Raw genomic sequence first — 12,319 nt, 5'->3', positions numbered from 1 at the left:
ATGGATATTACCCCTGATAATCAACACTCTTCTTCACAACCGCTTCCGTATGAAAAACTGGTGAATGTTATGGGCTACCTGACACTGGTTGTTGCGGTGGCATTGTCTGTTTTTCAAATTTGGCAGGGTGTTAGCTCAACCATTTCCGCGACCTATTTCAGACCTATCCACTTATGTTGGGTGTTGGTATTGATCTTTCTTCATTATCCATTGATCGCCAATCGTGAGAACAAATTCTTTGTGGTCGGTAAGCTGATCGATGTGATCTTGTGTGGCGTGGTGGTCTTTGCAGGATACCGCTTGTGGATCTTTGATTACAACGATATTAACCATCTATTCTACGGCCTTCAGTTTGCCGACATGTTTGCAGGTTGTACTTTGCTAGCATTGTTGTTGGAAGGTTGCCGACGCACCGTAGGTTGGGTGATGGTGTTCATTGCTGCTCTGTTTCTAGCATACAGTGCATTGGGCGACATGCTGCCAAGTGGTTTTGCGATTAAGGCATACAGCTTACAAGAGCTGATCCAGTTCCAGATTTATTCTGCGAATGGCGTATTTGGCTCGGCACTCGGTATTGCTGCAACAACGGTATTCATCTTCGTGTTGTTTGGTGCGTTTCTTGAAGTCACAGGCGCGGGCAAGTTCTTTATCGATCTCGCATTCTCGATTGCAGGTAAATACCGTGGTGGTCCAGCTAAAGCGGCAGTATTGGCCTCGGCGGGCTTAGGTTCTATTTCAGGTTCGGCAATTGCAAACACGGTGACGACTGGCTCTATCACCATTCCGATGATGAAGAAGCTTGGCTATAAACCAGAGCAAGCTGCGGGTATTGAAGCTGCAGCCTCAACGGGTGGGCAGATCATGCCACCTATTATGGGCGCAGGTGCGTTCGTGATGGCGCAGTTTACTGGTGTGCCTTATAGCGAAATCATGATTGCCTCTATTGCACCGGCGATTCTCTACTTCTTCTGTACTCTGCTCTATGTTCACCTGATGGCGTGCAAACTGAATCTGCAAGCTGTGAGCAAAACTGAAGCGGTAATTGCAGTGATGAAAGATGGTGCGCACCACCTGATTCCCCTCATTCTTATTACAGTGCTGCTAATGATGGCGTATTCACCACTGCTGGTGGGTGTTGCGGGTTGTAGTGCGATTCTAATGACGGCAGCACTTCGTAAGCACAGTCGCATTGGACTAAAGAAGTTCATCGAAGGTATGAAGAATGGTGCGTTAATGGCGTTACCAATTTCTGCTGCTTGTGGTGCCGCTGGCATCATTGTTGGTGTAGTAGGGCAGACAGGTATTGGCTTGCAGTTCACTCAGTTTGTGATGGATTTTTCTGGCGGTTACATGCTTATCGCACTGGGCTTAATCAGTTTGGTAGCCTTGGTGCTCGGAATGGGTCTCCCAGTTACGGCGGCATACATCGTACTTGCAGTTATGGCGGTACCAATGCTGACAGACTTTGGTTTGCCTCTGTTAACGGCTCACCTCATCGTATTCTGGTTGTCACAGACTTCTAACGTAACACCACCGATCGCACTTGCTGCCTTCGCTGGTGCAGGTGTTGCTAATGCTAATCCAATGAAGTCATCGGTAGAGGCATTTAAGCTTGCTGGTGGCCTGTTCATCATCCCAATCATGATGGCATACACCAGCATCGTTAATCCGAACGATGGTATGCCAGCGTTGCTATTCTCTATCGTTCAAACGCTGACGATCATTGTCGCCATCGCTATCGCGATTGAGGGTTACCTGATTCGCTCATTGAACATGGTAGAACGTTTGGTAGCATTGCTCGCCATTCCACTGTTGCTCCTCAATCCATTCGGCTTAGGTCCTCTGGGTATCGTCATTATCATCGGACTAATAGTGATTCAATGGCGCAGTCGCGAGGTCGCTCAGCAAGCCTAATCTGTATTAACGCTATATAAATATGAGAAAGGGATCTGAATATTCAGATCCCTTTTTTTTACGGAATCGCACAAAAACCATCGTCTTGCTTTACCCCAGTTAACCCTATGATATAGAGAAAACTGCTTCTACATTAACCGTGACTATTTTCAGGCTACAAATGTACCCCGAAGCAAAGCTATAAATTGACGTCACACGATCATTAGTTATAAATCTATCAACTCATTCTCAAGTTGTTGCTAGATAATGTCTCATCCAATAGAGTGAATGTTAAATATTTGTTGATTAAATGTTGTTCAAAATTAATGTGGTCAGACCATAAGTGGTTAAGTGTTCATCGGTTTCTGGTGTTAGTTCTCACCATCTCCCTGAGTCTATTGATCGCTATAACCACTTTGGAAGCTCAATCTTAAATGACTAGGGACAGCAACTAATGACAGCTTATCGTACGCCTTTAGAGCAATTTAATATCAACGTAGATCAACATCCTGACAAGGTATGGCTTCATCAACCAGTAGACCGAGAGTGGCATACTTATACGTGGCTTGAGGCCGAGATTACAGCACGGAAAGTCGCAAAAGGTTTGCGTGATAGTGGGTTAGTCGAGGGGGACAAAGTCTCGATCATCGCTAAAAATTCGGCAGAGTGGTACATATGTGACCTAGCAATAATGATGGCTGGTTTGGTTAGTGTTCCGATTTATCCAACCGCAAGTGCAGACAATATAAAGTACGTGTTGGAGCATAGTGGCGCTAAAGCTATGTTTATTGGCAAGTTAGATGATGCCAAAGAGTTGAATAAAGCCTTACCTGAATCACTAGTTACCATAGCTATGCCTAGTGCTAAAGTTGATTGCAAACTTGACTGGCATGCTTGGCTGTCGATGTTGACGCCACTTGAAAAGATTAACACACCTAGTCTTAACGATACTTTTTCGATCATCTATACCTCTGGAAGCACTGGTTTGGCAAAGGGAGTTGAACTTAGTTATTTAAACGTTGCGTCGTCAGCAACATCTGGCAGTGAGATATTTTTTCAACCAGGGGAAACTCGCGTTATGTCTTATCTGCCATTAGCTCATATCACTGAGCGTTGTGTGGTTGAACTTCCATCGATTTATAATCCAGCTGAAGTGTTTTTTACTGAGTCAATTGATACCTTCATTGAAGATGTTAAATATGCTCGTCCGACTGCTTTCCTCTCCGTACCAAGGCTATGGACCAAGTTCCAGTCAAAGATCTTAGCGAAGATGCCTAATAACCGTTTACAGCTACTACTTAAAATCCCGTTTATTGGCCAAATTGTTGCGCGTAAAATACGGGAAAACCTAGGTCTTCAAGACACGGTTTTATTTGGTTCTGGTAGTGCACCTATTTCCTCGGAAGTACTTCTTTGGTTCCATAAGATCGGTATTAGTATCGGTGAAGGTTGGGGGATGACAGAAACGTCAGGCCTATCGTGCAGCAATGTCCCTTTTGATTTCGAACACCTTGGAACAATTGGAACGCCTCAACCGTGTGTCGAAATGAAATTGTCTGAAGAAGGTGAAGTTCTGATCAAAGGGGATGCTGTCTTCTCGGGTTATTACGCAAATGAAGAAGCCACCAAAGCCGCTTTCGAAGAGGGGTGGTTTAAGACGGGTGATAAAGCAGAGCTTAATGCTGATGGCTCGTGGCGAATTATTGGACGAGTAAAGGAACAGTTTAAGACGAGTAAAGGAAAGTACGTTTCACCTGTTCCCATTGAAAGCAGCTTAGGTAGGAATCCAGATATTGAGCAAGTATGCGTCATGGGGATTGGTCGAAAACAGCCGATTGCATTAATTGTTTTAGGTGAAGGCACACCTAGTACCGCAGCCCATGTTCGAAAAGAACTGAAAGCTACCTTAAGGAAAGTAAACAGAGAATTAGAAGCCCATGAAAGACTCGATCACCTGATTGTTGTGGAACAGCCATGGAGTATTGAGAATGGTTTGCTAACACCTACGTTGAAGCTTAAAAGGGACCAAATTGAACAACGTTATGAGCATCTACTCAACTTGAACCTGCCTTACGAAGTGATCTTAGAGAGTAAAATCACAAAGGAAAGTGAACACTCAACAACATCCTATACCAAGAAAGTTGCAGCAAGCGCATAGCTAGTATCTTAATTGAATGCGTTAAGTTTATAGGTATACGGTATTCGAACCGTATTTGAGTGTAATATTGCAGATAAAGATCCACATAGAAGAACACAAAAGGGACCTGTAATCTATTTCTAGTTACAGGTCCCTTCTTTATTCAACGTCAATTATGACGTGATGTTTGTTGTCGCGTGAAGCTTATGGCTCTTGCTTAGTTGGTGCTAGAGCGATTTCACGGATACATACGTTTTGTGGTTGTTGGTAAGCGAATGATACTGCGCGAGCAATGTCGTCAGCTGCTAGTACGCCACCCATTTGCTCCTTCCACTCACCGTAACCATCTTTGATCTCTTGAGATGTTGTGTGAGAAAGAAGCTCAGTTTCCACCGCACCTGGTGCAATTGTTGTTACACGAACGTTTGCTGCAGCTACTTCTTCACGTACGTTTTCAGAGATAGCGTGTACAGCGAACTTAGTACCACAGTAAGCTGCGTGGTTAGGGAATGTTTTCTTACCCGCAATTGAGCTGATGTTGATGATTGTGCCGCTGTTACGCTCTTTCATTGGCGCAAGAACAGCTTGCATGCCGTTTAGAAGGCCAAGCACGTTCACATCGAACATACGTTTCCATTCAGATGCGTCTTGCGTATCAATTTGGCCTAGAAGCATTGCGCCAGCGTTGTTGATCAGTGCGTCAACCGGGCCAAACTTCTCTTCACCTTGTGCAATCGCAGCTTCGAATGATGCTTGGTCAGTTACGTCTACTTTTACTGCTAGAGAGTTTGGTAGGTTTAGTGCTTCAAGACGGTCAATACGACGAGCCAAAAGCAGCAGAGGGTGACCTTCATCGCTTAGACGACGAGCGATTGCTTCACCAATACCTGAACTAGCACCTGTGATTACGATTAGTTTTTTCATGTTTATTTCCTCTGTACCTTTATGTCGTCGTGTGACGACGTATTGTCTAAGTGCATTTGAAACAAGGCGTTATTGACGTGTTTCGTTGCGATGAGGGTATATTAAGGAAAACTGCATTGTTGATATATAGCGCTTTACTTGAAACACTGTTGTCATACTGCAACAATAAAAGCATCTTTGTTCTGACTGAATCGCGACTATGCTCAATCAAATTAACCTGTCTGATATTCGTTCATTTGTTCTCATTGCACGCTTAGGCAATTTCACTAAAGCGGCAGAAGAGTTAGATGTCTCTCGTTCCCATGTCTCTCGCCAAGTAAGCAGCCTAGAAAAGCAGATGGGCGTGACCTTATTCATTCGTACTACTCGAACGCTGCGCCTAACTAATGCGGGTGAAGAGCTTTATCAACGCTGCGAGCAAGCCTTAGATAATATAGACCAAGCCTTGATTGCTGCTGTTGATGATGTTGAAGAAGTGCGTGGTGATATCAAAGTGAACTGCGTTGGTGGGTATCTTGGCGAAGTGATCATTGCCGACCTTGTGAATGAATTCATGCAGCTTTATCCAGATATCAGTATCAGTCTAGATTTCAGTAGCCACCGTGTGGATCTGATTGAAGAGGCCTTTGACATCGCGTTTCGTATGGGGAGTTTGGAGGATGCAGGCTTTATCGCTCGTAAGCTTCTCGATATCGAAATGGGTACTCTTGCCAGTCCTGCTTACTTTGAACGCAAAGGCAAACCGGTTCACCCAAAAGAGCTCACGCAGCATGATTGTTTAACGGGGTCGGTTCGTAGATGGAGCTTTCAAGCTTTGGAAGACAGTAAGAAAACCGTCGATGTTCATGTGAATGGGCGTTTGCAGTGCAAGAATGGTCGAGTATTAGTTCAAGGTGCGATGGCGGGTAACGGTATTATTCGTGTGCCTACTATTTACTGTTTGGAAGAGCTGAACAACCAGCAGCTAGTTCAAGTGTTTGATGAGTGGGTTGTACCGAGCGTGGACTTTTCTGCAATCTATCATCGTGACCGCTACCAGCCGAGCCGAATCCGCACCTTTATAGACTTTGTTAAGAATCGTTTTGAAGAGATGTCGGTGAGCTAGGGATCATACTGTCTTTTTTGTGACTGCTGGTGGATGGTTAGAGTGCGCCAGCAGCATTGAGAACAGAGCTACATTTCATCTATTTCATTTTGTAGCTGTTCTAATTGCTCCAGAATAACCAAGAATTTCTCGCCAAAAGGTGTGACTTGATATTCTACGCGCGGAGGTAGCTCATTGAACATCTGCTTCTCAAGAATGCCAAACTCTACATTTCGCTTCAAACACTCGTTGAGTACTTTAGTCGATAAGCCTTCGACAGAACGCACCATTTCACCCGGTCTGTTGATGCCATTCGCTAGCAATTGATAAACCGTGAGTGACCATTTGCAGCCATAAATGGTTTCTACCATACGCGCCGAGCGTTCTGGAGCCGATTTTCTAGAAAAAAAGTTTTCCTGATTTTTCATAAAGATGTACCAAAAAGTACCTACCTAACCGATTTGTACTTACTATTCATAGTGTTAGTTCAAAGCCTAAGATTACCACGTTCACATGACTTAGGAGATAACAAAATGAACTTCACTAAAAAAGGTATTGCTGTCGTTATTGGTGGAACAAGTGGGATGGGCTTTGAAACAGCAAAGCAGCTTGCGGCTCAAAATATCCACGTGTTGGTGGTCGGAAACAACGCGACCAAGTTAGATAACGCGGTATCAGAGCTTCAAGCTATCGGGCATGCTTCAGGCTGGCAAGCTAACCTCTATGACGATGAAAGCACAGCTCGCCTTATCGAGCATTTAGCTTCGATAGAAGAAGGTATTGGTTATTTAGTCAATGCTGCGGGTTACTTTAACCCTAAGGCATTTGTTGACCATCAAGCGTCAGATTACGACCAATACATGCAACTCAACAAAGCTACTTTCTTTATTACCCAAGCGGTCACGAAGAAGATGATTCAGTCGGGTGGCGGCAATATTGTGAACGTTGGATCTATGTGGGCGAAACAAGCGATTAAAGCCACGCCATCTTCCGCTTACTCAATGGCGAAAGCGGGTTTACATTCGTTAACACAGCACATGGCGATGGAGCTTGCTGAGCATAATATTCGAGTTAATGCGGTATCACCTGCTGTGGTTAAAACGCCTATCTACGAATCATTTATTAACCCAGAAGAGGTGGATGAGGCGCTTGAAGGCTTCAATGAGTTCCACCCAATCGGTCGAGTAGGTTTACCACAGGACATCGCTAACAGCATTTCATTCTTGTTGTCTGACAGTGCTGATTGGGTAACTGGTGCAATTTGGGATGTCGATGGCGGCGTGATTGCAGGGCGTAACTGATAGGCCGAATTTTTAGAGGTGGCGGTATACCGAACCAAATCGGAAATAGTTACCTCTTTAATTATTCGCGTACAATGAAAGCAGTTAAACAAATCGCGACAAAACAATAATAACGATAGCAAGAGTAAGGTCACCATCATGTTAAACATGGATTTTTCGAAAAGGTTAGTGATTGAAACTGACCCTATGGAATGGGTAGCAAGCCCTGCCAAAGGCGTGTGGCGAAAGCCATTAGAGCGCGAGGCTAAAGAGTCGGGTCACACGACCAGCGTGGTTAAGTACGATCCTGAATCCTCTTTTTCTGAACACCCTCATCCTAATGGTGAAGAGATCTTTGTGTTAGAGGGCGTATTCTCTGATGAAACTGGAGACTTCCCCGCAGGCACCTATATTCGTAACCCTCCTGGTAGTGCTCACTCTCCATCAAGCAAGAGTGGCTGTACGATTTTGGTCAAATTGAATCAGTTCGATGATAGAGATTTGGCTCAGGTGAGAGTCGATACCAACCAAACTGAGTGGCTACCGGGTATCGGTGGCCTGCAAGTAATGCCGCTGCACGAGTTTGAGCATGAGCATGTCGCTTTGGTTAAGTGGCCTGTTGGTGAACGCTTTCAGCCGCACCGTCATTTTGGCGGTGAAGAGATCTTCGTGCTATCTGGGACTTTTCAAGATGAGCATGGCGTGTATCCAAAACACACTTGGATGCGCAGCCCACACATGAGTGGGCACTTTCCATTTGTAGAAGAAGAGACAGTGATTTTGGTTAAAACTGGCCATCTTCCTCTGTAAGTATTTTTCTATAAAGGCTCTTTGCTAGAGCAGATACAAAGATTCCCGCTTGATACTGTTAGATGAGTAACAAGCGGGAGTTAGGCAAGGTTAGGCTTTGAGTATTTACAACTAATAGGCTTTAGTAAGCGACACCGATTCTTTTATTGATGTGTTCGCCACCTTCAAGAACATCAAGCATCGCAATAGCGTAATCTGATACTGAAATCTTGCTGTTGCCTTCTGAATCCGTTAACAGTTGATCACCACCAATGCGATATTGAGACGTTGTTTCACCTGGGAAAATCTCCGCAGCTGGGCTCACAAAAGTCCACTGTACATCGCTGTTTGATTCTTTGAATACTTCCAGCGCTTCACCTTGAGCGAGAGCTTCCGCTTTGTACTCTTCAGGGAAGTCCGGCACCGTAACTAAAGTAACGTTTGGTGCAACTTCCAACGAGCCTGCGCCGCCGACCCACATTAAACGACGACCGCTCGGCAACTCTGATAGTAGTTTTTCTGCACTCTGTTTTACCAACTCATGGTTGCCAAGTGCACGCCCGCCAATTGAGGCAATCACCACATCGACATCAGACGTCACATCGTTGATCTTCGCTTGTGGATCTTGCAGATCGAAAGTACGCGCTTCGATGCCTTGCTGTTCCACTTTGCTTGTATCTCTCGCAATCGCGACAACTTCATGACCACGTGATGCGGCTTCTTGAGCTATGTGGCTACCAATCCAACCAGTTGCGCCTAATACTGCAATTTTCATAATGATTCTCCGTTAATTAATTCTGTGTTTCGACAACCATTGCAGTCTAATAGCTTGCTTAGGTGTGATAAATATCGCCAATTGATGTAGATTGTATCTACATAAGTTACTAATTAGCTCAGGTTCAGTGAAATGAGGCACGAGGGAGTACACATTGGATAGATTAAATGCGATGCGCAGTTTTGTTGAAGTAGCAAACTGTTCGAGTTTTACTCAAGCCGCTGATCACTTGGGTATGAGTCGGCTTCAGGTTTCGAGGCATGTTCAAGAGATTGAAAACTGGTTGAAACAAAGACTATTACACCGAACGACTCGCAAAGTCAGTTTAACCACAGCGGGTGAGGCGGCGTTGATTCGATGTGAGCGCATCCTGCATGAAGCTGCTGAGTTGGAAGTCAGTGCGCTTAATATGACAGATCAATTGTCGGGCGTTATTCGGATATCGGCTCCGATTGCATTGACACAACATCTACTGCTGGATGTGGTCGAAGCCTTCACAGAACTTCACCCGCAGGTGACCATAGAGCTGTTTGCTTCAGATCGCTTTACACAGTTGGTGGATGAGCGAATTGATATCGCACTTCGTTATACTGACTCCCCAGACGAGAGCCTCATCGCGCGTAAGTTGATGAAGATTGATTCGGTGATATGTGCCGCGCCTAGTTATCTTGAGCTGAACGCACCAATTGAAACCATATCAGATCTTAAAGATCACAACTGCTTTCGTCACTTAGACGTGTCAAAGTGGCAGTTTGTAAAAGACAACCAGCAGCATTCGGTTGATGTATCAGGCACGATCACAGCTAACGATGTTGGGGTCTTGGTTCAAGCCACTTGTCGCGGTAAAGGGATCGCAAGGTTACCATGTGACATCGCCAACCCAATCATTGAACGGGGTCAATTGGTTCCGATTTTGACTGAGTATGTGGTACCAACAAGTACCTTGTGGGCGGTGTACCTTTCGCGAAGCTACCAGTTGCCAGTTGTGCGTCAGTTCATTGATTTTGTGGCCGACACTTGGTCGCAGGACATTGTTCGACCAAGTTAGTTTGCCGTCATGCTCGTTAAGCTGCTCGGTACATTTCTTACTCTACAAAAACAAAAATCCGATACCAAAAGTGATATCGGATACGAACTCAATGTGGGGAGTTCTATAGGACGACGACTTTGAATGTGCTGCCTTTACACGGAACCGTGTACACCTTGATGGTCGTCTGTCAGCCTCAATGAAATCTCTGGAAGAGGTAGATAAAGCGTCTCAGTCATTCGAGACAGTATCTGGTCATACACTTGCGCGATAATGGTGGATATGTCGCTGGTTAACTCATACATAGCAGTAGCTGTAATTACACGTTGCTCACTGTCATGTATATCAGCAAGTGTCTGTAAAGCACGTGCTCCCGTTGGAGAGCCTAAGCTCAAAGGACAGATCAGCGCCAAGCGGTTTAAGTGTCTATGAATTTGATCGGCGTAGAACTTAGCACGTAGAAACTCATCTTGTTTATCCATATCAGGAATACACATTCTTAGCTTAGTGAGTGTCTCCATGGCATCCAAAACCTGTAGCCACTCCATGTGGTAATCATCAACCAGTTCAGTCTGCTCCGATTCCGTCAACCAAGTGATCATCAACTCGTCCATTAACAACATATTGTGACGAATGGTTTTTCCATGAATGAACTGGTTTCGTACCAAGCTTCGAGTTTGCCAATCGTTATGCATCGCCTTAATTTTGAGCTGATAAATACGGTACATCGGGCGCCCATCAAATGGACTTTTTTGGATGAGCCTGTTTGATGCGGTGATCATGGATTGATACAGAGTGTTTACTCGTTGTACCGATTCAGTCGATAGCTTACAGGTCAGCGCATAATGAGTCGCCGCGCGGTGTTTTCTCGAAAGCTGCAACAGTTCTCGAAGCAAGACTAAGGTTTCGAATTTTTGATCGTTTGATTTTTGGCGTTTCTGTGAGTAGTGAAACAGAGCATAAACTGAAGCCAAAACCACGATAGTTGAAATAAGCATAAACATAACGCACTCCTTGTATGTGAATACCTCCTTAGTGGTATGCGCTAAGCGTGCCAAAATAGAAAATTATTAATATTCAATAGCTTAAGTTTTGGTGCGTATGCGGGGTTGTCTAACTTGGTGCAATTTAGCCCTAAAATAGGGAGAGTTTGATGAGATATATTTGGATATCAATGAAATAGGTGGTCGTTATAAACGAAAAAGCCCCACTCACAGAGCAGGGCTTGAATTGAACTTTAACGTGTTGTTTCGTTTATGCCAGTTTTAGGTCGAACTGGTTACGGTAAGCAACCATGTCTTCGATAGTCAATACAGGCATGTTGTGCAGTTTGCCAAAAGCAACGATCTCTGGCGTTTTCGCCATTGTGCCGTCTGGGTTAGTCACTTCACATAGTACGCCTGCAGAAGGCAGACCAGCCATTTGCATCAGGTCAACGGTACCTTCAGTGTGACCACGACGAGCCAAGACACCACCTTTACGAGCGCGCAGTGGGAATACGTGACCTGGGCGCGCTAAGTCACTTGGTTTTGCACTTGGGTTAGCGGCAGTTTTGATCGTGGTTACGCGGTCAGCTGCAGAAACGCCAGTAGTTACACCCACTTTCGCTTCGATAGTCACTGTGAAAGCGGTTTGGTTAGCGCTGTTGTTATCAACAACCATTGGCGGTAGGTCAAGTTGGTTTGCTTGTTCGTCAGTTAGGCACAAGCAAACAATGCCGCTACATTCGCGGATCATCAGCGCCATCTGCTCATTAGTTAGGTGTTCTACTGAGTAGATGATGTCGCCTTCGTTTTCACGATCTTCATCGTCTAATAGAAGAACGCCACGACCTTCGCGTAGTGCTTGTAGTGCGTTTTCAACACGCTCAATTGGTTCGCCAAATTCGGCCAAAATTGAAGACTGATTCATGGTTTAACTCCTAAAATATCACCAGAATCAGGGCTTGTATGAGGGATGACAGCCAAACGACAGCGCGATCTATCACTAAGACAGATCGTCGTTCGCATGGTTTTATCCAAAACGAAATGCACCAACTCAATAGTATGAGTGGTGTGTTTCCATTCTCTCTCATCCGGACTATAACCGTCGGCTCTGGCATCTCACCAGATCTGCTGACCTCGACGAATCGAGCGCTCGCGGGCTTATCTATAGTTTTGCTACGTATATAGTGTTACTAAGGACATACCGCCGGTGGGGAATTTCGCCCCGCCCTGAGAATAAAAAATAAATTTGATTGGCTTTTGAGCTTGGTTTCAAAAGCACAGGAATGGTAATCCTTTCATGGGCATATGAAAAGGATAGCCCGCAAACTTTATGCAATTAGCGAACAGTTTGCTGATTAATTACCCGTTTTCGCGACATAAGTGTGTTCTACTGCAAAATTGATCACAGAGTAAATCACGGGATA

11 protein-coding genes and 1 riboswitch are annotated in these 12,319 nt (G+C 44.9%); of the genes, 6 read left to right on the top strand and 5 right to left on the bottom strand.

Annotated features, from left to right (window positions below; genetic code table 11):
• Together AC6R05_RS19240 and AC6R05_RS19235 are read left to right on the top strand one after the other, a co-directional pair.
• Nucleotides 1-1,914, top strand: coding sequence for a TRAP transporter permease (locus tag AC6R05_RS19240; protein ID WP_032553425.1), 1,914 nt, complete (start codon nucleotides 1-3; stop codon nucleotides 1,912-1,914).
• A gap of 433 nt (nucleotides 1,915-2,347) precedes the next feature.
• Complete coding sequence (locus AC6R05_RS19235) at nucleotides 2,348-4,051, top strand: AMP-binding protein (RefSeq protein WP_500648342.1); 1,704 nt, start codon at nucleotides 2,348-2,350, stop codon at nucleotides 4,049-4,051.
• Between the two features lie 183 nt (nucleotides 4,052-4,234).
• Here the strand turns inward: AC6R05_RS19235 and AC6R05_RS19230 are convergent, their stop codons facing one another.
• Entirely contained in the window at nucleotides 4,235-4,954 is a 720-nt protein-coding gene (locus AC6R05_RS19230; RefSeq protein WP_032553424.1) for an SDR family oxidoreductase, read from the bottom strand.
• Nucleotides 4,955-5,153: 199 nt separating this feature from the next.
• Between AC6R05_RS19230 and AC6R05_RS19225 the strand changes: the two genes are divergently transcribed.
• The gene (locus AC6R05_RS19225; RefSeq protein ID WP_500648341.1) at nucleotides 5,154-6,059 is read left to right on the top strand and encodes a LysR family transcriptional regulator; all 906 of its coding nucleotides are present in this window, start codon (nucleotides 5,154-5,156) and stop codon (nucleotides 6,057-6,059) included.
• A gap of 68 nt (nucleotides 6,060-6,127) precedes the next feature.
• On the opposite strand, the gene AC6R05_RS19220 is transcribed toward AC6R05_RS19225, so the two are convergent.
• Nucleotides 6,128-6,466, bottom strand: a complete 339-nt coding sequence (locus tag AC6R05_RS19220) for a winged helix-turn-helix transcriptional regulator (RefSeq protein WP_500648340.1) — start codon at nucleotides 6,464-6,466, stop codon at nucleotides 6,128-6,130.
• Nucleotides 6,467-6,571: 105 nt separating this feature from the next.
• Here AC6R05_RS19220 and AC6R05_RS19215 point away from each other — a divergent pair, with 105 nt between their 5' ends.
• Nucleotides 6,572-7,339 (top strand): SDR family NAD(P)-dependent oxidoreductase, encoded by a 768-nt coding sequence (locus tag AC6R05_RS19215; protein ID WP_285465141.1) that lies wholly within the window; start codon nucleotides 6,572-6,574, stop codon nucleotides 7,337-7,339.
• A gap of 138 nt (nucleotides 7,340-7,477) precedes the next feature.
• Nucleotides 7,478-8,128, top strand: a complete 651-nt coding sequence (locus tag AC6R05_RS19210; protein WP_500648339.1) for a cupin domain-containing protein — start codon at nucleotides 7,478-7,480, stop codon at nucleotides 8,126-8,128.
• Between the two features lie 121 nt (nucleotides 8,129-8,249).
• Here AC6R05_RS19210 and AC6R05_RS19205 read toward each other — a convergent pair whose 3' ends face one another.
• Nucleotides 8,250-8,882, bottom strand: a complete 633-nt coding sequence (locus AC6R05_RS19205; protein ID WP_500648338.1) for an NAD(P)-dependent oxidoreductase — start codon at nucleotides 8,880-8,882, stop codon at nucleotides 8,250-8,252.
• 154 nt (nucleotides 8,883-9,036) lie between these two features.
• Here AC6R05_RS19205 and AC6R05_RS19200 point away from each other — a divergent pair, with 154 nt between their 5' ends.
• Nucleotides 9,037-9,930 (top strand): LysR family transcriptional regulator, encoded by an 894-nt coding sequence (locus AC6R05_RS19200; RefSeq protein ID WP_500648337.1) that lies wholly within the window; start codon nucleotides 9,037-9,039, stop codon nucleotides 9,928-9,930.
• A 134-nt stretch (nucleotides 9,931-10,064) separates the two neighbouring features.
• Here AC6R05_RS19200 and AC6R05_RS19195 read toward each other — a convergent pair whose 3' ends face one another.
• Both AC6R05_RS19195 and ribB read right to left on the bottom strand, forming a co-directional pair.
• Nucleotides 10,065-10,913: a hypothetical protein gene (locus AC6R05_RS19195; RefSeq protein WP_500648336.1), complete on the bottom strand. Its 849-nt coding sequence runs from the start codon at nucleotides 10,911-10,913 to the stop codon at nucleotides 10,065-10,067.
• A gap of 250 nt (nucleotides 10,914-11,163) precedes the next feature.
• Nucleotides 11,164-11,820 (bottom strand): 3,4-dihydroxy-2-butanone-4-phosphate synthase, encoded by a 657-nt coding sequence (gene ribB, locus AC6R05_RS19190; protein WP_150868561.1) that lies wholly within the window; start codon nucleotides 11,818-11,820, stop codon nucleotides 11,164-11,166.
• A gap of 147 nt (nucleotides 11,821-11,967) precedes the next feature.
• A riboswitch (FMN riboswitch) is annotated at nucleotides 11,968-12,134 on the bottom strand.
• Nucleotides 12,135-12,319: the final 185 nt, after the last annotated feature.

The sequence above is a fragment of the Vibrio sp. R11-SG3-ISO9 genome (genome assembly GCF_059834255.1).
The sequence above is the reverse complement of the archived record's forward strand: the minus strand, read 5'-3'. Positions and strand labels throughout refer to the sequence as shown.